21 protein-coding genes are annotated in these 18803 nt (G+C 71.6%); 11 read left to right on the top strand and 10 right to left on the bottom strand.

What is annotated here, in order from left to right; all coding sequences use genetic code 11:
- Nucleotides 1-42: 42 nt before the first annotated feature.
- Nucleotides 43-1131, bottom strand: coding sequence for a 3-deoxy-7-phosphoheptulonate synthase (locus tag FB561_RS21485; RefSeq protein WP_145809521.1), 1089 nt, complete (start codon nt 1129-1131; stop codon nt 43-45).
- A 596-nt stretch (nt 1132-1727) separates the two neighbouring features.
- On the opposite strand from FB561_RS21485, the gene FB561_RS21480 reads away from it, so the two are divergent.
- The 5 genes from FB561_RS21480 (at nt 1728) to crcB (ending at nt 4473) form a co-directional block, all read left to right on the top strand.
- Nucleotides 1728-2249, top strand: a complete 522-nt coding sequence (locus tag FB561_RS21480; protein ID WP_145809520.1) for a GNAT family N-acetyltransferase — start codon at nt 1728-1730, stop codon at nt 2247-2249.
- Between the two features lie 145 nt (nt 2250-2394).
- Complete coding sequence (locus FB561_RS38690) at nt 2395-3192, top strand: hypothetical protein (protein WP_238334956.1); 798 nt, start codon at nt 2395-2397, stop codon at nt 3190-3192.
- 9 nt (nt 3193-3201) lie between these two features.
- Entirely contained in the window at nt 3202-3750 is a 549-nt protein-coding gene (locus FB561_RS21470; RefSeq protein ID WP_145809518.1) for a histidine phosphatase family protein, read from the top strand.
- Nucleotides 3740-4120, top strand: coding sequence for a FluC/FEX family fluoride channel (locus FB561_RS21465; RefSeq protein WP_145809517.1), 381 nt, complete (start codon nt 3740-3742; stop codon nt 4118-4120). The genes FB561_RS21470 and FB561_RS21465 overlap by 11 nt, the downstream gene beginning before the upstream one ends.
- Nucleotides 4117-4473, top strand: a complete 357-nt coding sequence (gene crcB / locus FB561_RS21460; protein WP_145809515.1) for a fluoride efflux transporter CrcB — start codon at nt 4117-4119, stop codon at nt 4471-4473. The genes FB561_RS21465 and crcB overlap by 4 nt, the downstream gene beginning before the upstream one ends.
- A 24-nt stretch (nt 4474-4497) precedes the next feature.
- Here crcB and FB561_RS21455 read toward each other — a convergent pair whose 3' ends face one another.
- Nucleotides 4498-5448, bottom strand: a complete 951-nt coding sequence (locus FB561_RS21455) for a MerR family transcriptional regulator (protein WP_170284734.1) — start codon at nt 5446-5448, stop codon at nt 4498-4500.
- Nucleotides 5449-5610: 162 nt separating this feature from the next.
- Here FB561_RS21455 and FB561_RS21450 point away from each other — a divergent pair, with 162 nt between their 5' ends.
- Complete coding sequence (locus FB561_RS21450) at nt 5611-5904, top strand: WhiB family transcriptional regulator (RefSeq protein WP_083933465.1); 294 nt, start codon at nt 5611-5613, stop codon at nt 5902-5904.
- A gap of 158 nt (nt 5905-6062) precedes the next feature.
- Here the strand turns inward: FB561_RS21450 and FB561_RS21445 are convergent, their stop codons facing one another.
- The 6 genes from FB561_RS21445 to FB561_RS39250 all read right to left on the bottom strand — a co-directional run bounded on the left by FB561_RS21445 (nt 6063) and on the right by FB561_RS39250 (nt 10588).
- Nucleotides 6063-6515, bottom strand: a complete 453-nt coding sequence (locus FB561_RS21445; RefSeq protein WP_145809350.1) for a PLD nuclease N-terminal domain-containing protein — start codon at nt 6513-6515, stop codon at nt 6063-6065.
- A gap of 91 nt (nt 6516-6606) precedes the next feature.
- Nucleotides 6607-7506, bottom strand: a complete 900-nt coding sequence (locus FB561_RS21440) for a sulfite exporter TauE/SafE family protein (protein WP_145809349.1) — start codon at nt 7504-7506, stop codon at nt 6607-6609.
- A gap of 127 nt (nt 7507-7633) precedes the next feature.
- Complete coding sequence (locus tag FB561_RS21435) at nt 7634-8533, bottom strand: ABC transporter permease (protein WP_145809346.1); 900 nt, start codon at nt 8531-8533, stop codon at nt 7634-7636.
- Entirely contained in the window at nt 8520-9317 is a 798-nt protein-coding gene (locus FB561_RS21430) for an ABC transporter ATP-binding protein (RefSeq protein WP_145809345.1), read from the bottom strand. Before FB561_RS21430 ends, FB561_RS21435 begins: the two co-directional genes overlap by 14 nt.
- Before the next feature lie 28 nt (nt 9318-9345).
- Entirely contained in the window at nt 9346-10422 is a 1077-nt protein-coding gene (locus tag FB561_RS21425; RefSeq protein WP_238334955.1) for an ABC transporter substrate-binding protein, read from the bottom strand.
- A 79-nt stretch (nt 10423-10501) separates the two neighbouring features.
- On the bottom strand, nt 10502-10588 hold the full coding sequence (locus FB561_RS39250) for a putative leader peptide (protein ID WP_420371360.1): 87 nt from the start codon (nt 10586-10588) through the stop codon (nt 10502-10504).
- A 166-nt stretch (nt 10589-10754) separates the two neighbouring features.
- Between FB561_RS39250 and FB561_RS21420 the strand changes: the two genes are divergently transcribed.
- From FB561_RS21420 to FB561_RS21400, 5 genes are all read left to right on the top strand, one after another.
- Entirely contained in the window at nt 10755-12017 is a 1263-nt protein-coding gene (locus FB561_RS21420; protein WP_145809343.1) for an NAD(P)/FAD-dependent oxidoreductase, read from the top strand.
- 35 nt (nt 12018-12052) lie between these two features.
- Nucleotides 12053-12742: a DUF1365 domain-containing protein gene (locus tag FB561_RS21415; protein ID WP_238334954.1), complete on the top strand. Its 690-nt coding sequence runs from the start codon at nt 12053-12055 to the stop codon at nt 12740-12742.
- Nucleotides 12739-13977 carry an SAM-dependent methyltransferase gene (locus tag FB561_RS21410; protein WP_145809339.1) on the top strand — a complete coding sequence of 413 codons (1239 nt, stop codon included), beginning with the start codon at nt 12739-12741 and terminating at the stop codon, nt 13975-13977. Before FB561_RS21415 ends, FB561_RS21410 begins: the two co-directional genes overlap by 4 nt.
- 4 nt (nt 13978-13981) lie before the next feature.
- Nucleotides 13982-14716 (top strand): SDR family NAD(P)-dependent oxidoreductase, encoded by a 735-nt coding sequence (locus FB561_RS21405; protein WP_145809337.1) that lies wholly within the window; start codon nt 13982-13984, stop codon nt 14714-14716.
- 94 nt (nt 14717-14810) lie between these two features.
- Complete coding sequence (locus FB561_RS21400; protein ID WP_145809335.1) at nt 14811-17459, top strand: alpha-L-rhamnosidase; 2649 nt, start codon at nt 14811-14813, stop codon at nt 17457-17459.
- On the opposite strand, the gene trmB is transcribed toward FB561_RS21400, so the two are convergent.
- Complete coding sequence (gene trmB, locus FB561_RS21395; RefSeq protein ID WP_145809327.1) at nt 17437-18144, bottom strand: tRNA (guanosine(46)-N7)-methyltransferase TrmB; 708 nt, start codon at nt 18142-18144, stop codon at nt 17437-17439. The genes FB561_RS21400 and trmB overlap by 23 nt on opposite strands.
- A 51-nt stretch (nt 18145-18195) precedes the next feature.
- A complete protein-coding gene (locus FB561_RS21390; RefSeq protein ID WP_145809325.1) occupies nt 18196-18723 on the bottom strand; it encodes a SigE family RNA polymerase sigma factor in 528 nt (175 codons plus the stop codon).
- Nucleotides 18724-18803: the final 80 nt, after the last annotated feature.

Here is an 18803-nt window from a genome sequence, read left to right as displayed (position 1 = left end):
GACCGGTCGCGGGATCCCTTCTGCTGTGGGTTCCGCAGAGGTTCACGCGTTGGTACGACGGCGGGCCAGCACCGCGTCGCGCAGTCCCTCGAGCACGGTCTCGGTGGTCTCCCAGCTCAGGCAGGCGTCGGTGATCGACTGACCGTAGATGAGCTCGCGGGTCGGGTCCAGGTCCTGGCGGCCCTCGACCAGGAACGACTCCAGCATCACGCCGACGATCGCGCTGTTCCCGGCCGCCACCTGGGCCCCGATCTCGGCCGCGACCTCGGGCTGCCGGCGGTGGTCCTTGCGGGAGTTGCCGTGGCTCGCGTCGACGACGACTCGCTCGGGCAGGCCCGCCTTGCGGAGCAGCTCCAGCGCCCCCTCGACGGACTCGGCGTCGTAGTTCGGGCCGGCGTCGGAGCCGCGCAGGACCAGGTGGCAGTCGGGGTTGCCGCGGGTGTGCAGGATCGCCGGGGCGCCGTCGTGCGCGATACCGGTGAACACGTGCGGGACCGCGGCCGCCTTGATCGCGTCGACCGCCGTACCGATGCTGCCGTCCGGGCGGTTCTTCATCCCGATCGGCATCGACAGCCCGGACGAGAGCTGCCGGTGCACCTGGCTCTCCACCGTGCGGGCGCCGATCGCGCCCCAGCCGACGGTGTCCGCGATGTACTGCGGGGTGATCGGGTCGAGGAACTCGCAGCCGACCGGCAGGCCCTTGTCCAGGACCTCCAGCAGCAGCGCGCGGGCGGTCCGCAGCCCGGTGTTCACGTCACCGGAGCCGTCCAGGCCGGGGTCGTTGATGAGCCCCTTCCAGCCGAGCGTGGACCGCGGCTTTTCGAAGTACACGCGCATCACGACCAGCAGGCCGTCGGACAGCCGCTCGGCGACGGGACGCAACCGGTCGGCGTACTCCAGCGCGGCCTGGGCGTCGTGGACCGAGCACGGGCCGACGACGACGAGCAGCCGGTCGTCGGTACCGTCCAGCACGCGGGCGACCGCGTCCCGGCCGGCCACGACGGCGTCGGCGAGCTTGTCGGTCAGCGGCAACTCGTCGTGCAACGTCGCCGGGGTGACCAGCGGGACGGTCTTCTCGATCCGTCGGTCGACGACCGCGCCCTGATCGGTACGGTGCGGCAGGGTGTTCATCCTGGGGGACCTTTCCGCCGGCACCTGAACCCGAGGACAGCGCCGGCTGACATGACAAAAGGCAAGGACGGTTGTCCTTGCCTTCGGGCCGGCTCTGGTGCGGGGAGGTGGGCGTCAGCGATCGGCTGAGTCGCCCGGCACCAAGGCCGGCCACTCAAAAAATCGCCAATAGCTGCGCTTCACGTGCCTCAACCTACCACCCTCCTCCCACCCACTCCCCCACCTGTCCACTCCCCGGGCTCCCACCGGGCTCCCCGGGTTTCCACTTTGTGCACGCGTCGACCACCCAACAGCACCGAAAACGACCGGCCGGTGCTCAAAGTCGGCAGAACTCGAGGTCGCTGACGGCTTGTTGAACGGATGGCGCGTTACAACCCGCCAGCTGGCCAACAACCCGCCAGCCATCACCGAGCCCAACCCCCACTGGCTACCGAGCTACCTTGTGCACGCACCGACCACCCAGCTGCACCGCGGACAACCGGTCGGTACACAAAGTCGGCGGGCCTCGCCGGCCGGCGGCCGGCGGACCTTGCGCACGGAGTCGGCCGGCCATTATCCCGTCGCTCGGTCGGGGCCTGGCGTGCTTTGCTGCGCGAGTGCCCGAACGCCTTGCGCTCCCCAGTGATCTGCCCAGCCTCCCTGCCCTCGAAGTCGCGGCCGGCGATCTCTTCCGGCAGATCGGCAGGGTCGAGGTCGCCGAGCATCCACCGCCGACCGCCGAGGTGTTCGAGCATTTCCAGGCAGCCGGCCGCGCGTGGGTCAGTACCGACGCCGACGACCGGCCGGTCGGCTTCGTCCTGGTGAAGCTGATCGACGGCGCCGCTCATGTCGAGCAGGTCAGCGTGCATCCCTCGTCCGCGCGCCAGGGCCGCGGCCGGGCGCTGATCGACACCGTGGACGCTTGGGCTGCCGCGCGTGGGCTGCCGGCCCTCACCCTCTCGACCTTCAGCAGCGTGCCGTGGAACGCGCCGTACTACGCGCGGCTGGGCTTCCGCGAGCTCTCGGCAGACGAGCTGACGCCGGGCCTGGTCGAGGTACTGACGGCGGAAGCCGCGATCGGGCTCGACCCGGCCGAGCGGGTCTGCATGCGGCGTGAGACAACTCGGGTCGCGGTGTGAGACAGCTGCTTTCCGGTCAGTAACCAGGGGCCGGGGTCCGTCGTTGAGGGTCGCAACGACAGTCGACGATCGAGGAGTCGAGCACGGTGGCGGGTCCGGCGGGCGAGCTACGAACAGGCAACTGCGACCTGGTCGAGGACCCGAGATGAGGCCGCGGACGTTCGAGCTGGTCCGGTACCGCGACCTGAGCGGCGTCTCCGGCACCGGCGTGGTCGCCGAAGGCTGCGTCTTCACCGACGGCTCCGTGGCCCTGCGCTGGCGCGGCAGCAACCCGGCCACGGCCGTCTGGCCCGACCTGGACTCCATCCTCGCCGTCCATGGTCACCAAGGCGCCACCGAAGTGCACTGGCTCGATCCCGACGCCTCCCCCACGCCAGACCCGCTGGAGACAACGACCGACCCGCTGGCGGCCTCTCCCACCTCAGTCGGTACGACCACGCTGGGGACCCTGACCGCCCGCCTCGCCCCGAGCCAGACCGCCGCGGCCACCACCCGCCCGGCCCCGCCTGCGATCCCGCCGAGCCTCGCGCCGCGCCCAGCTCCGGCGTCGGAGCCGACCCCGCGCTCTGTCCCCGCCACACTCACGCCGCGCCCCGCGCCCTCGTCCGTCGCCGCCGGCGCCCCGCCGGTGTCCGCTGGTCGGGCTGGGCACGGTCCCCGCCTCGAGGACGCCGGCTCGCGGCCGACGGAGGCGATTCCTACCGGGTTCGCGCCGCGGTCAGGCTCTGGTTCGCCGACCAGCTTGGCTGGGGTCGGGCCGCGGCCTGTTCCGCACCATGGGGCAGCGCATCGGGCCGACGGCGAGGCAGCTCCTCCGTACGGTGGGTCGGCCGAGCGGTACTCCGACAACGACCCGCTGTTCGGGGTCCAGCATGCGGTGCGGCCGCCTGGTGAGCCCGGGAGCCACGCGCGCGGGTGGGCTGGTGCTCGGCATCTCCGGTAGAACTACGCCGTGACCCACATCTACCTGGTCCGGCACGGCGCACCGGACTACGACGCCGTGGACTCCCGCGGCTGGCCCGGCGTGGCGGCCGGCATGGCTCCGCTCAGCCCAGCCGGGATGAAGCAGGCCGAAGAGGTCGCCGACCTGCTCGGCGGCATCGGCGCGACGTACCTGGTCAGCTCGCCGTTCACCCGGGCCCTGCACAGCGCCTCGATCATCGGGCACCGGCTCGCCCTGGGCGTCCGGGTCGACCACGAGCTCCGCGACTGGCTGCCGGACAGTACCGGGTGGTGGCGCGGGGTCGCGGACGTCCGGGCGGCCCAGGCCGAGTTCGAGGAGTACGCCGGCGAGTGGCCGGAGGGGATCCCGCGACCGTGGGAGCCGCTGTCCCAGGTCCGCGAACGCGCCCGCGCCGCCCTCGCCCGGCACACCGCGCACACCGACGGCCCGGTCCTCGTGGTCACGCACGCGATGGTGATCCGCGCCTTGTCCGGCGAGCGGGACACCGCACACGGCGCGCACGAGTACTACCGCTACGATCCCGCTGATGAGCGCTGATCCCGGCCTGCCGCGGATCCTCGGAGTGATCGCGGCGGGCGGGATCGCCGGATCGCTGGCCCGCTACGGTCTCGCCGAGGCGATTCCGCACAGTCCGGGCGGGTTCCCCTGGTCGACGTTCGTCACCAACGTGGCCGGCTGTTTCGCGATCGGCCTCCTGCTCGCCCGGATCACGCCCCGCACCCACTCGCTGCTCCGGCCGTTCCTCGCGACCGGCGTCCTCGGCGGGTTCACCACGTTCTCCACCTTCGCGGTCGACACCGAGCGGCTGCTCCCCCACCACGCGATCGTTGCCCTGGTCTACTTCTTCGGCACTCTCCTGGCCGCCCTGCTCGCGGCCGCGCTCGGTGACTGGGTGGCGAGCCGGTGAACGTCCTCCTGGTCGCCGCCGGCGCCGCGGTCGGGGCACCGCTGCGCTTCCTCACCGACCGGTACTTCGTCACCCGGATGATGCGCGGCCGGACGAAGCCGTTCCCGTGGGGCACGCTCGCGGTGAACGTCCTCGGCAGCTTCGTCCTCGGCCTGATGACCGGCATCACGGACGACACGGCCACGCTGCTCGTCGGCGTCGGGTTCTGCGGCGCGTTCACGACGTACAGCACGTTCGCGGCCGAGACCGTCCAGCTCGCCGTCGCGGGTGGACGCGGCCGGGCCGTGCTCAACGTGGCCCTCAACCTGGTCCTCGGCCTCGGCGCCGCGATCCTCGGCGCCCTCATCATTTGAAGCAAGGCCGCGACAACAAAGCCTCTACGGGCGGACGGCGAGCATCAGCGCGTCCACGGCCTCCTCCAGCGTGCCGACCCAGCCGTGCGGCCGGCCCATCGATTCCCAGCCCGGTCCGCCGACGACCAGCGCGTACGGCGGGCGGGTGCGGGCGAGCACCTTCAGCGCCGACAGGTCCGCGGTCGCGGGCGCGCTGGACCAGATGAACACGGCGGCCGGCCGGATCCGGCGGACCGCGGCCGACAGCGAGCTGACCGGGGTGGCGGCGCCGAGGGTACGGACCCGGACGGATCGCTCGGCGAGCGCGGCCGCGAGCGCGAGCAGCGGCAACGCGTGGTCCTCCCGCTCGAGGCAGGCGAGGACGACGGCGCGCTCGGACTCGTCCGGGCGGAACCGCTCGACCGCGCGGCGGGTGTGGTACCGCAGGCCGGCCGCGACCGCGTCGGACGCGAGGTGCTCGACCTCGACACAGGCACCGGTGGTCTCCCACTGGTCGCCGACGTCGACGAGCAACGGCGCGAGCCGGTTCGTCCAGGACTCGACCGCGCCGGCCCGGTCCAGGCTCCGCGCGACCTCGTGGGTCAGCCGCTCGCTGTCCATCGCGTTGGCGAGCGCGAACAGGTCCGCCGGACGGGCCGGTTCGCGCCGCACCTTCGGCCGCGGCTGGGCCAGCGGACGCGTCACGACCTGGGTGTCGGCGACCGAAGTGGTGGAGATCACAGTCGAGGCCGCGGGCGCGTACACGCGGTCCCGGACCACCGACGCCGCCTCGGCCGTCGGCACGCCCTCGTTGACCATCCGGAGCATCGCGCGCAGCCGCGCCAGATCCTCCAGGCTGTACCGCCGATGACCGCCTGTACTCCGCGCGCTCGGGCGCAGTCCGTACCGGCGCTCCCAGCTCCGCAGGGTGGGCGCGGCGATCCCCAGACGACGCGCGGTGGCGCCGACAGTGAGCGTCTCCGTCTGCGACTGCACGGACTTCATGATGCCCGGTTTACGCCTCGAAGCGACGGAAATCCGCACCCGCCGATAACGAATGGACCGAAGTTCGAGACAACAAGGGTTGAACTACGCATGAGTTGAGCATAGTTTTCACCGAGCGCCCGTCCGCGCTCACGGTGAGTCAAGGAGGTTGCCATGTCGAGAGGGATGCCTCGCCTACCCCGCCCGCTCATGGATCTGTGGGACTGGCAGTCGCAAAGCGCTTGCCGCGACGTCAACCCGGAGCTGTTCTTCTCCCCCGAATCGGAGCGTGGCGTGCGCAAACGCGCCCGCGAGATGGTGGCGAAGTCGCTCTGCGGAACCTGCCCGGTTCAGCCCGAATGCCGCCAGCACGCGCTCTCCGTCGGGGAGCCGTACGGCGTCTGGGGCGGGACCACGGAGTCCGAGCGGGACAACGTCGTACTCGCCGAGCACCGGAAGTCCGCCTGACGCGGCCGCCGGGAGCTGAACCACCCCGACCCACCCGGGTCCGGTCCCACCAGGCCGGACCCGGCCCGTCCTCAGCACTGCGCTGAGGCCCACCGTCCGCAGGACCTCCGACACGCGGGCCAGCTCCTGCCGTCGTCCTCAGGGCCCCGACCGGCCGGCTAGCTCTTGCCGTCGTCCGGTTCGGTCGGGGCGCCCGACTCGGAGTCCTCGGGCTTCTTCTTCTCCGGCCGCGGCTTCTTCTTGTCCTCGGCCGGCTTCGGCTGCTCCGGCGGCTTCGGCTCGTCCTCGGCCGGGTGCTCGTCGCCCGGCTCCGGGTGCGGCGTCATCCGCGGATCGCGATAGCGCTCCAGCGACGCGAGGAAGTCGGGATCGTCGTCGGGCGCGACCGGCCGCGCGGGCGGACCGGCGGGCCGGGCCGGGCGCTCGGAGCGCTGCACCCGCCGCGCCATCAGCAGCCAGATGATCGGGCCGGCGAACGGCACGAACACGATCAGCACGATCCACACCAGCTTCGGCAGGTGCGGGACGTCCTCATCGCGCGTCTGGATGCAGGAGAAGAGCGCGTAGACGGTCAGGACCAGGCTGATCAGGAACGGCAGGAATCGGACCACGCTCCAACAGTACGGCGCCGCGCGAACACCCACCGCCGGAACCGGGCCGAGGCGCGGTCGTCCCGCCCAGAAGTGGCCAAGCCGTAATCGTTCAGCGGCTCGCGGAGGTCTCCAGCTCGGGCTCCGGCTCCGCCTCGGTCCGCCGGCCGAAGCTCTTCACGCAGTACGCGACGAACCCGGCCCACAGCAGCACCAGCGCGGCGTAGATCGCGTACCGCGGGCCGGCGCTGACGTCGAGCCCGTTGAGCAGGGTCCGCGTGTTGGTGAGGATCAGCACCAGGCCGATGCCCACCCCGAGCCAGCGCGTCGCCAGGCGCGACACCAGCCAGGCCGCGAGCGGTGCGGCCAGCACGCCACCGACGAGCAGCGCCGCGACGAGGTCGAAGGGCACGTTCTCGTTGCCGAGCCCGAAGAGGAAACCGATGCTCGCGGCCACCGACACGATGAACTCGGCCGCGTTGACCGAGCCGACCGTCTTCCGCGGCGCGAGCTTGCCGCTGCTCAGCAGGGACGACGTGGCCACCGGACCCCAGCCACCGCCGCCGGTCGCGTCGACGAACCCGGCGAACAGCCCCAGCGGGCCGAGGAACCGGCCACCGAGCTTGCCCTCCAGCACGGCCCGGGTCTTCCCGGTCGCGAAGCGGGCCAGGATGTAGACGCCGAGCAGGATCAGCAGCGCGGCCACCCACAACGAGGCCGACTCGGTCGACAGGCTGGACAGGAAGGTCGCTCCCGCGAACGCGCCGACTCCGCCGGGCACGCCGATCAGCGCGACCACCCGCCAGTCGACGTTGCCGAACCGCCAGTGCGACAGCCCGGACGCCAGCGTCGTACCGACCTCGGACAGGTGCACCGCCGCCGACGCGATCGCCGGCGTGATCCCGGTGATCAGCAGCGCCGTCGTGGCGGTGACGCCGTACGCCATGCCGAGCGTGCCGTCGACGAGTTGGGCCAGCGAGCCGAGCAGGGCGACGAGGATCAGACGACGCACAGGAAGGGTCCTTCCGGTCGTGACTTCCGGGCCGTGGTGCGGGAGTTCCCCATGGAAGCAGACAAAGTCAGCCGAATTTGTCGGGTATTGCGATCTGAGACGCCACCCCGCTCCCCCGCGCGCCGGGTTACAAGAGGCCGCGGGTCCGCAGCACGCGGTTCTCCAGCGGCCGGAAGACCAGCAGCTCGATTCCGACCCCGACCACGAAGATCAGGAAGATCCCGGCGAACACCATCGAGATGTCCGACAGCGACATCCCGTTGTGCAGGTACTGGCCGAGGCCCTCGCCGAGATCCGGTGAGGTCGCGATCAGCTCGGCCGCCATCAGCGACCGCCAGGAGAACGCCCAGCCCTGCTTGAGTCCGCCGAGGAACCCGGGCAACGCGGCCGGCAGCAGGATGTACCGGATCCCGTCCAGCCGGCCGGCGCCGAGGGCCTTGCCGACCCGCGGCAGGATCGGCGGGACCTGGTCGAGCCCGGACACCAGGCCGTTCGCGATCGACGGCACCGCGCCGAGCAGGACGACCCAGTAGATCGCCCGGTCGTTCAGGCCGAACCACAGGATCGCGGCCGGTACCCAGGCCACCGACGGCAGGCTCTGCAGCCCCGAGACCAACGGGCCGATGCCGCGCCGGACCACGGTGATGTTGGCGATCGCGAGCCCGAGCGGGACCGCGATCAGCAACGAGATCGCGAACCCGATCACGGCCCGGTGCACCGACGTCCAGAACAGTCCGAGGATCTCCCCGGACGTCACCAGCTGCCAGATCTGCGCCCAGACGTCGACCGGTGCCGGCAGCTTGAACTCCGGCCAGAACGCGGCCGCCCAGAGGATCTGCCAGATCAGGACGAACAGCGCGATCGCCCCGATCGGCGGCAGCACCTTGCCGACGATCCGCCGGAGCAGGCTGGGCCGGCGATCCACCAGCGGCGTATCCAGCGCGTCCAGGCCCGCGCCGACCGACCCGGCGTCCAGCTCGGCCGGTGCGGCGGTTCGGTCCTTCAGGTCGCTCTCAAGCCGCGGCATGGCTGCTGATCACCTTCCGGAGCGCGGCGTTGATCTCCTCGATCGCGGTGTTCTCGGCCGCGCCGGAGAGGCCGTCGACCTCCCACTCCCGCACGACCCGGCCGGGCCGCGACGACAACAACACCACGCGCTGGCCGAGCCGGACGGCTTCGCGGACGTCGTGGGTGACGAAGAGGATCGCCGTCCCGGTCGCCCGCCAGATCCGCAGCAGCTCACCCTGCAGGACGTCGCGGGTGATCGCGTCCAGCGCGGAGAACGGCTCGTCCATCAGCAGCAGCGACGGCTTGCCCGCGCCCGAGCCGGTGTTGTCGGTCGTCGAGGCGAGCGCCCGCGCCAGCGCGACGCGTTGCCGCATCCCGCCGGACAGCTCGTGCGGCCGCTTGTCGCCGAGGCCGGCCAGCCGGACGAGCTCGAGCAGCTCGGCCGCCTTGGCGCGCCGCGCCGCCTTGCCGACGCCGGCCATCCGCAGCGGCAGCTCGACGTTGCCGGCCGCGGTCAGCCACGGCATCAGCGCGGCCTCCTGGAAGACCACCGCCGGCCGGGACGTGTCCAGCTCGATCCGCCCGCTGGTCGGCCGGTCCAGCCCGGCGACCAGGTTGAGCAGCGTGGTCTTGCCGCAGCCGGAGGCGCCGACCAGGGTGGTGAACTCCCCGGCGGCGACCGCCAGGTCCACCTGCTCCAGCGCCACCACGGCCTTGTCCCCCTGGCCGAACGTCTTGCCGACCTGATGGAAGCGCACCGGTGCCGTGGTCCGGGTCACCGGGGTGTCGATCGTCGCGGTCATCGGGTGCTCCCCCACTCCTCGGCGTCCGCTACTTCTGGTCCAGCCCGGCGGCGTCCACCGCGGGCTTGCCGGCCTTGCTCAGGACCTCGTTCAGCGCGGTCAGGTCGGCGAAACCGGCAACGGCCGGCGCCTCCTTCGCGATCCCCGCGGTGACCTGGTCCTTGGCGAGCTGCGGGAACTGGCCGGCGACCGGGTCGGCGGTGATCGAGATGTTCGCGAACGCGCGGTCGATCACGGCCGGCTTGAGCGCCTTGCCGGTCAGCTCCAGCAGCTGGTCGTTGACCACCTTCTTGGTCGCCGCCTGGTCCTTGCCGCTCGCGTCGATCGCCGCGACCAGGCCGGTCAGCAGGGCCTTGACGCTCTGCGGGTGCTCGCGCAGGAACTGGGTCCGGACGATCAGCACGGTGGTCGGGAACTTGCCGCCCGGCCACAGCGACGCCTCGTCCAGCAGCACCTTCGCGCCGGCGTCGAGGACCAGCCGCGACGACCAGGGCTCGGGCAGCCAGGCCGCGTCGACGTCGCCCTTCTTGAACGCGTCCAGCGTCTGCGCGTTCTCCAGGTTGGTCACCTTGACCTTGCCGGTCAGGTTCTTCTCGGCCAGCCACTTCTTCAGCGACACGTCCTGGGTGTTGCCCAGTTGCGGCGTGACCACGGTCTTGCCGGCCAGGTCCTCGGGCTTGGCGATGCCCGGCTTCACCACCAGCTGCGCCCCGCCGGAGGTGGCGCCCGCGATCAGCCGGACCGCCTCGCCGTTGGACTTCGCGTACGCGTTGATGGCCGGGCCGGAGCCGATGAACGAGGCGTCCAGCGAACCGCCGAGCAGCGCGCCGACCGCCTCGGGTCCGGCGTTGAACTTGGTCGGTACCAGCTTGGTGCTGCCGAGCTCCTTGGTGAACAGTCCCTCGCCGAGCCCGACGAGGGCGGCGGCGTGCGTGACGTTCGGGAAGTAGCCGAGCCGCAGTTCGGTGGCCGGGCCCTTGTCGTTCGCGGCGACCGGGGCCGGATCCTCCTCGGCCCGGGAGCAGCCGGCGACGGCTGCCAGGAGCGAGACGACGGCGACGGACGCGGCTGCCACGCGGGTGGCGGAGATACGCAGGTTCCTCACGATGTGACCTTCAGGTGCGGGCGACCGGGCGAGTCGCGAGCTGACATGTACTGGCCGTGCAGGGGGGCACCGTCGGGGGTCAACACACCGCGGAGGCGACGCGGAGCAGATCGACATGCCGCCGGCGTGTCAGTACGCCGGTGGCGGGGGTGGTGACGACCTGCATGTCCCCATGAAAGCAAAGAAAGTTCATCAATTGCGTTTTGTTTCAGATGACGAGACAGGAAAATCACTGACCGAGACGACCCATCAACCCGGCAACCGGCTCCGAAGTCCTGGCGGAGCAGAGCTGAGAAATTGTGCAGAACTTATGCAGCCGGGAGACTTTCGCCATGACCGGACATCGTCGTTCCGCCGCTGTCATCGGCTCGGGGGTCGCCGGACTGACCGCGGCCCACCTGCTCCGCAACAGCCACGACGTCACCGTCTTCGAGGCCGACGACCGGCCCGGTGGCCATGCCCACACCCATAACGTCATCGACACGACCGGCTCGGCCCTGCGGGTCGACTCCGGCTTCATCGTGCACAACGACCGGACCTACCCGTACCTGCTCAGGTTGTTCGCCGAGCTCGGAGTCGAAACCCGGCCGACCGAGATGAGCATGAGCATTCACTGCGACGGCTGCGGCCTCGAGTACGCCGGGGGCCGCGGCGCCACCGGCATCCTGGGCCAGCCGCGGCGCTCGCTGGATCCGCGGTTCCTCCGGATGCTGACCGAGGTCCCCCGCTTCCACCGGGCCGCGCGGGAGGTGCTGGCCGACGGCGACGACGGCCTCACCTGGTCCGAGTTCCTCGCGACGCGTGGCTTCTCGGCGTATTTCGTCCGGCACTTCGCGGTCCCGCTGGTGTCGTGTGTCTGGTCGAGCGGATCGGCCGACGCGGGCCGCTACCCGGCCCGGTACCTCTTCCGCTTCCTCGACCACCACGGGATGCTCACCGTCAGCGGATCGCCCGAGTGGCGCACCGTCGTCGGCGGCTCCCGGACGTACGTGGACCGCGTGGTCGAGCGGATCGGCGACGTCCGCACCTCCACCCCGGTACGGACCGTGCTCCGGCACGCGGACGGCGTCGAGGTGACCACGGCGGATCGGACCGAGGAGTTCGACCACGTCGTCCTAGCGACTCACGCCGACACCGCGCTCGACCTGCTCGGTGACGCCACCGCGGACGAGAAGGCCTTGCTCGGCGCGTTCGACTACTCGGTGAACCCGACCTGGTTGCACACCGACGCGTCCGTCCTGCCGAAGGCCCAGCGGGCCCGGTCGTCCTGGAACTACCGGATGCGGGACTGTGGTGAGGACCAGCCGCAGGTGCTCGTCAGCTACTGGATGAACCGTTTGCAGGGCCTCGATTCCGGCGACCAGTACCTGGTGACGCTGAACCCCGACGGCTGGGTCGATCCCGACCGCGTGCTTCGGCGGATGACGTACGCGCATCCGGTCTTCACGCCCGAGTCGGTGGCCGCGGCGGACGGGCTGCGGTCGGCCGGCGGTCCGCGGCTCGCGTTCGCCGGGGCGCACCTGGGCTGGGGGTTCCACGAGGACGGCTGCCGGTCCGGGGTCGAGGCGGCGGAGAGGTTCGGCACCAGGTGGTAGCCCTCCCCCAAGTTCCTGCGATCGTTCCCGGGTACGTGAGCCACGCCCGCAGGTTCCCCCAGGACCACCGGTTCCGGTACCGGACGTACCAGTGGCTCGTCGATGTCACCGATCTCCCGGAGCACCGGCCGCTCGCGTCGTTCCGGGTCTCCGACCACCTCGGCGATCCGGACCGCTCGTTGCGGGAGAACGTGGCCACCTTCACCGCGGCGCACGGCGTCCCGCTGGCCGCCGACGACCGGGTCCTGATGCTCGCGAACGCGCGCAACCTCGGGTACGTGTTCGACCCGCTCACGGTGTTCTGGTGCTTCACCGCGACGGGCGAGCTGCGCTGTGTCGTGTTCGAGGTGCACAACACGTACGGCGAACGGCACGCGCAGCTGGCGAAGCCGGACGACCACGGCCGGTTCTCGCTGGCCAAGGAGTTCTACGTCTCGCCGTTCTTCACCGTCGACGGGCGGTACGACGTGACGCTGCGGCTGGAGCCGGACCGGGTCGCCGTAGTGGTCGAGCTGACCCAGGACGACCGCCGGGTGTTCTCCGCGACCTTCGCCGGGCGGCCCCGGCCGGCCCGCGGCGGGGCCGTGGTCAAGGCGGCGCTGCGGGTGCCGTTCGTGACCTATCAGGTCTGGGCGCTGATCCGAATGCACGGTGTCTGGCTCTGGTTCCGCCGCCTGCCGGTGATCCAGCGCCGTCGTCACGTTCCGCCGGAAGGAGTCCGATGAGCACCACCCTGCAGCTGGTCGACGCAGAACGGTGGCCCGGTGTCGCCCGGGTCCCGCACAGCCCGGTTCGGGCCGCGGCCGCGCGCCGGATCCTGCACAGCGCCGTCCGCGACCTGCCGCTCGTCGTCCAGTTGCCGGACGGGACGAAGCTGGGTGCGGGCGCCACGGGGGCGCCCGAGCTCCGGATCGTCTCGGACGCGTTCTTCCACCGGATCGGCACCGACCTGAAGATCGGGTTCGGCGAGGCGTACATGGCCGGCGACTGGCGGGCCGCCCCGGGCACCGACCTGGCCGAGCTGCTCACCGTCTTCGCCCGCAAGCTGGCCGTGCTGGTGCCGCCGGCCCTGCAGCGGTTCCGCCGGCTGCTCGAACGACCGATTGCCGAGCGCAACGACCGGACCGGGGCGCGGGCCAACATCGCCCGGCACTACGACCTGTCGAACGAGTTGTTCGGTACCTTCCTCGACCCGACGCTGTCGTACTCCTCGGCCTGGTTCAGCGACGACCGCGGTGACAGGCCCGGCGCGCTGGCCGAGGCGCAGCGGCGCAAGATCGAGGGCGTGCTCGACTACGCCGGGGTGCGGGACGGATCACGGGTCCTGGAGATCGGGACCGGCTGGGGCCAGCTCGCCATCCAGGCCGCCCAGCGCGGCGCCACGGTCCGCTCGATCACGCTGTCGGCCGAGCAGCGCGACCTGGCCCGCAAGCGGATCGCGGAAGCCGGGGTGACGGCGACCGTCGACCTGTGCGACTACCGCGACGTCCAGGGCCAGTACGACGCGATCGTGAGCGTGGAGATGATCGAGGCGGTCGGCGAGCAGTACTGGCCGACGTACTTCGCGACCGTGGACCGGTTGCTCGCGCCCGGCGGCCGGTTCGGGCTGCAGTCGATCACGATGCCGCACGACCGGTTGCTGGCGACCCGGCACGCGCAGGGCTGGATCCACCAGTACATCTTCCCGGGCGGCCTGATCCCGTCGCTGGAGGCGATCGAGCGGATCGCCGCGGCGTCCGGCGGCCTGGCCGTCACCGACCGGCGTGACTTCGGGGCGGACTACGCGCGCACGCTGCGGCTGTGGCGCGACCGGTTCACCGCCGAGGCCGCGACCGTGGCGAACCTCGGGTTCGACGCGGTGTTCCGGCGGATGTGGGAGTTCTACCTCGCCTACTCCGAGGCCGGTTTCCGGTCCGGGTACCTGGGGGTTTTGCAGTTGTCACTGAGCCGGAGGAGCTGACCGGATGGACCTGGCCGGACGCAGGATCTGGATCGTCGGAGCGTCCTCCGGCATCGGCGCGGCGGCGGCCCGCGAACTCGCCGACCGCGGCGCGCGGGTGGCCGTCTCGGCGCGTCGCGAGGACGCGTTGCGCGAGGTTGCCGGGGACCGGATGGCCGTGGTGCCAGTGGACATCACCGACCGGGCCGGGGTGCGGCGGGCCGCCGAGGAGGTGGACCGCGCGCTCGGCGGGCTCGACATCGTGGTGCTGAGTGCCGGCTTCTGGGAACAGATGAAGGACTTCGACGTCGACTCGTTCCAGCGGCACCTGGACGTCAACCTGACCGGGACGGCGAACTGCCTGGACGCGGTGATCCCGCGGTTCCAGGCCGCCGGCGCCGGCATCATCGTCGGCATCTCCTCGGTCGCGGGGTACCGCGGTCTGCCCGGGGCGGAGGCGTACGGCGCGACGAAGGCCGCGCAGCTCAACCTGTTCGAGGCGCTGCGGGCGAGACTGCGGCCGGACGGGATCGACGTGCTGACCGTCTGCCCGGGGTTCGTCGAGACCGAGATGACCGAGACGAACACGTTCCCGATGCCGTTCATCATCCCCGCCGACCAGGCCGGCCGGGCGATCGCGGACGGGATCGCGAAGCGGTCGGCGCGGATCGTCTTCCCCTGGCAGATGGCCTGGCTGATGCGGTTGGCGAAGCTGGTCCCGGACCGGCTCTGGGCGCTCGCTCTCACCCCTCGGTCCTGACCTGTCCGAATCAGGACACAGGTGTTGCCGCGAGGACCGCGGCCTGCCTACGGTCCTGCCGGACGTTGCCGCCTGCCCTGAGGAGCCCGCTCACATGGCCGACCGCGATTCGTTGGACGGGTGGCGCCTCGGCGGCCCGCTGACCGTGGCCAAGGTCACGACCGAGTACGCCGAGACCCCGCTCGGGACCGACGTCGGCCGGCCGCGGCTCGGCTGGGTCGCCACCGCCCCCGGGTACGGCGCGACTCAGTCGGCGTACCAGCTGCTGGTGGCGACGGATCCCGGACTCCTGGCCGACGGACGCGCCGACGTCTGGGACTCGGGCCAGGTGGAGTCCGCCGCGATCCAGACCGAGTACGACGGACCGGCGCTGACCCCGAGGACCCGGTACCACTGGGCCGTCCGGCTCTGGGACGGGACCGGTGCCGCCGGCAACTGGAGTGAGCCGGCCTGGTTCGAGACCGCCTTGCTGGACGAGGGATTCGGCGCCGCGGAGTGGATCGGCGGACCCGGTGACGCGGCTCCCTTGCTGCGCCGTGAGTTCGCCGTGACCAGTCCCGTGGTTCGCGCGCGGCTCTATGCCTGCGGTCTCGCGTACGCCGATCTGCGGCTCAACGGTCGAGCGGTGGGCGACGCCATTCTCGATCCCGGGTTCACCGACTACGACAAGACGGTGCTCTACGTGACCCACGACGTCACCGAGCTGATCGGCACCGGCGGCAACGTCCTCGGCGCCGAGCTCGGCCGCGGCTTCTACGGGCTGACCACGCCGAACGTCTGGCGCTGGCACGAGGCACCGTGGATCGGCGATCCACGGTTGCTCGCCCGGCTGGTGATCGAGCACGAGGACGGTTCGGTCAGCGAGGTGGTCACCGACTCGAGCTGGCGGTTCGCCGCGGGGCCGACGGTGTCCGACTCGCTGTACGCCGGAGAGACGTACGACGCCCGCCTCGCCCGGCCCGGCTGGGATGCGATCGGTTTCGACGACTCCACGTGGTCCCCGGTCGCCACCTTGCCCGCACCGCGAGGTTCGCTGGTCGCCCAGGCGCACGAGCCGATCCGCGTGATCGAGGACGTCCGGCCGATCGCGGTCACCTCACCGCGGGACGGTGTGCGGGTGGCCGACTTCGGGATCACCACGGCGGGCTCGGTGGCGATCCGGGTGACGGCGCCGGCCGGGACGCGGATCAGCCTGCAGTACGGCGAGACGGTCGGCGCGGACGGGTTGGTCGAGGCGTTCAGCCATCACGTCGAGGGCGGCCGGTTCCAGCGCGACGAGTACGTCGCCGCGGGCCACGGCGTCGAGGAGTGGGAGCCGCGCTTCTCGTACAAGGGCTTCCGGTACGTGCAGATCGACGGGCCGGGTGAGGTGGAGCTGACCGCCCGGGTCGCGCACTCCGACGTCCGCGACATCAGCCGGTTCACCGCCGACGCGCCGCTGTACGACCAGTTCGAGCAGGCGATGCGCCGGACCGTGCTGAACAACCTGCACGGGATTCCCACCGACACCCCGATGTTCGAGAAGAACGGCTGGACCGGGGACGCCCAGGTCGGCGCGCCGACGATGCTGGCCCAGCTCGACCTGGCCCGGTTCTTCACCAAGTGGCTCGGCGACATCCGGGACAGCCAGCAGGACGACGGCAAGCTGCCGGTGATCGTGCCGAGCGGCGGCTGGGGATTCACCGAGCTCTCCCCCGCGACCGAGTGGCCGACGGTGTACCCGTTCCTGCTCCGCGAGATGCACCGGACGTACGGCGACTCCCGGCTCCTCCACGACCACTGGGACGCCGTCCTGCGGTACGTGGACTGGGAGCTCGCCCGGGTCGAGGACGGCCTGTCCGTCAGCGTTCTCGGCGATTGGCTGCCGCCCGGATACGGTCAGGGCCCGGCCCCCGAGGACCGCCGGCTCACCGGCACGGCGTACCTGTACCGCGCAGTGCTCGCGACCGCGGAGATCGGTGACCTGATCGGCCGGGCGGGCGAGGCCGAGCGACTCCGCAAGGCCGCGGCCGAGCTGGCCGAAGGGCTGAACCGGGCCTTCCTCGACCGCGAGGCGGGGATCTACCGGACCGACTCGGACCCCGACTACCGGCAGACCTCGAACGCGGTCCCGCTCGCCTTCGGGCTGGTCCCGGACGACCTGGTCCCGCGGGTCGTGGCGAACCTGGTCGCCGACATCGAGGCGCGTGACTTCCACCTGAACACCGGCTGCCTCGGCGTCGGCGTCCTGTTGCCGGTGCTCACCCAGTACGGGCGCGCGGACGTGGCCACCAAGGTCGCGCTGCAGCGGACGTTCCCGAGCTGGGGGTACTGGATCGACCAGGGCGCGGACACGATGTGGGAGAAGTGGGAGCTGGACTCACGGTCCCGCAACCATTACTTCCAGGGCACCGTGGTCCAGTGGCTGCTGGAGAACGTGGCCGGGGTCCGCAACCTCGCCAACGGGTGGGAGCGGATCCTGGTCCGGCCCGACGCGCGGGCCGAGGTGAAGTCCGCGTCGCTGCGGACCGACACGGTCCGCGGCAAGGTGGTCGCGACCTGGAAACGGTCCGGCCGGGTGCTGCAACTGGAGGTCCAGGTCCCCGTCGGCTCGACGGCCGAGGTGCACGTCCCGGCGCGGGCGGTCGCGGACGTCAGTGCGGTCCCGGCGCCGTACGCGGGTGAGCCGGTCTGGCGGGACGGCTACGCGGTCTTCACCGTGCCGGCCGGGCAGTGGAACTTCACGACCCGGACCGCTTCGTGAACAGCAGGTCCCGGCAGTCCCGGCCCTCCGCCTGAGCCCGCGCCTCGAACTTGGTGACCGGCCGCCATTCGGGGCGCGGCGCCCAGCCGTCGTACTGGTTGGCCAGCGACGGCTCGGCGGTGCAGATCTCCAGCATCCGCTCCGCGTAGTCGGCCCAGTCGGTGGCCAGGTGCAACGTTCCGCCGGGGCGTAGCCGGGATGCGACCAGGCGGACGAACGGGCCGGTGACGAGGCGGCGTTTGTGGTGCCGCTTCTTCGGCCACGGGTCGGGGAAGTAGATCCGGACGCCGTCCAGCGACTCCGGCGGCAGGTGGTCGCGGAGGAAGTCGAGCGCGTCGCCCTGCAGCAGCCGGACGTTGGTGAGGTCGTACTTCTCCACCCAGAGCATCAGCTGCCCGAGACCGGCCGGGTACACCTCGGCGGCCAGGTGGTTCACGTCCGGGGTGGCGACCGCGAGCTGGGCCGTGCCTTCGCCCATGCCCGAACCGATCTCGAACACGGTCGGCGCCTCCCGGCCGAACCAGGCGGCCAGATCGACGGCGCCGGGCGGCAGGTCCTCCTGGGTCCGGCCGAGCTCGGACCACCGGGTGGCCCAGACCCGCTTCTGTCCGACGGTCATCCGCACGCTCCGCCGGACGGTGCTGAACACCCCCGCCTGCCGTACCTGATCCAGCGTCGTCTCCACCGGCCAAACCTAACCCGGTACCCCGGGCGCGGCCGAAATCGGCGACGACCGTCAGGCCGTCCTCCGCCGGCTCGGGCGGCCGTACTCGTGCAGCACCGGGTCGACGCGGAGCCGGGCGAGACCACGGCTCGACTGACTCTTGACGGTCCCGACCGAGCACCCGACCACGGCGGCCGCCTCGGCCTCGGTCAGCTCGGCCAGGTAGCGCAGGACCACGACGGTACGCATCCGCCGCGGCAACCGGCCGAGCGCCTCGGTGAGCACCTCCTCGTGCTCGATCCGGGCGAAGTGGTCCACCGGGACCACGGTCGCCGGCAGCTCGTCGGTCGGGAACTCGAGCTTGCCCTTCTTCACCCGCCACCAGGCCCGGCAGGTGTTGACCAGCACCTGCCGCACGTACGGCCCGGGGTCGGCACCGTCGATCGTCGGCCAGGCCCGCCAGCACTTGGCCAGCGTCGTCTGGACCAGGTCCTCGGCCAGTCCCCGGTCCTGCGTCAACGCGTACGCCGTCCCCAGCAGACTGCCGTACCGGGTCGCCACGAAGTCACTGAACTCCGTGGCCGCCGGCAACTCCTCCATGCGATCGCCCCCCAGGCGTGCACTGCCCTCGTACCGCAGCAGGCTCGCGCAGAGCGCTTTCACCGCGCATTCATCACCGG

The organism is Kribbella amoyensis, assembly GCF_007828865.1.
Classification (GTDB): domain Bacteria; phylum Actinomycetota; class Actinomycetes; order Propionibacteriales; family Kribbellaceae; genus Kribbella; species Kribbella amoyensis.
Note: the sequence above shows the minus strand (reverse complement) of the source record. Positions and strands in the feature narration are given on the sequence as shown.

Coding starts and splice junctions, on each gene's coding strand:
- FB561_RS21430 (WP_145809345.1), bottom strand. CDS start 9,317: ATGACCGCGACGATCGACACCCCGGTGACCCGGACCACGGCACCGGTG.
- FB561_RS21390 (WP_145809325.1), bottom strand. CDS start 18,723: ATGGAGGAGTTGCCGGCGGCCACGGAGTTCAGTGACTTCGTGGCGACC.
- FB561_RS21410 (WP_145809339.1), top strand. CDS start 12,739: ATGAGCACCACCCTGCAGCTGGTCGACGCAGAACGGTGGCCCGGTGTC.
- FB561_RS21450 (WP_083933465.1), top strand. CDS start 5,611: ATGTCGAGAGGGATGCCTCGCCTACCCCGCCCGCTCATGGATCTGTGG.
- FB561_RS21400 (WP_145809335.1), top strand. CDS start 14,811: ATGGCCGACCGCGATTCGTTGGACGGGTGGCGCCTCGGCGGCCCGCTG.
- FB561_RS21485 (WP_145809521.1), bottom strand. CDS start 1,131: ATGAACACCCTGCCGCACCGTACCGATCAGGGCGCGGTCGTCGACCGA.
- FB561_RS39250 (WP_420371360.1), bottom strand. CDS start 10,588: ATGCAGGTCGTCACCACCCCCGCCACCGGCGTACTGACACGCCGGCGG.
- FB561_RS21420 (WP_145809343.1), top strand. CDS start 10,755: ATGACCGGACATCGTCGTTCCGCCGCTGTCATCGGCTCGGGGGTCGCC.
- FB561_RS21435 (WP_145809346.1), bottom strand. CDS start 8,533: ATGCCGCGGCTTGAGAGCGACCTGAAGGACCGAACCGCCGCACCGGCC.
- FB561_RS21405 (WP_145809337.1), top strand. CDS start 13,982: ATGGACCTGGCCGGACGCAGGATCTGGATCGTCGGAGCGTCCTCCGGC.
- FB561_RS38690 (WP_238334956.1), top strand. CDS start 2,395: ATGAGGCCGCGGACGTTCGAGCTGGTCCGGTACCGCGACCTGAGCGGC.
- FB561_RS21465 (WP_145809517.1), top strand. CDS start 3,740: ATGAGCGCTGATCCCGGCCTGCCGCGGATCCTCGGAGTGATCGCGGCG.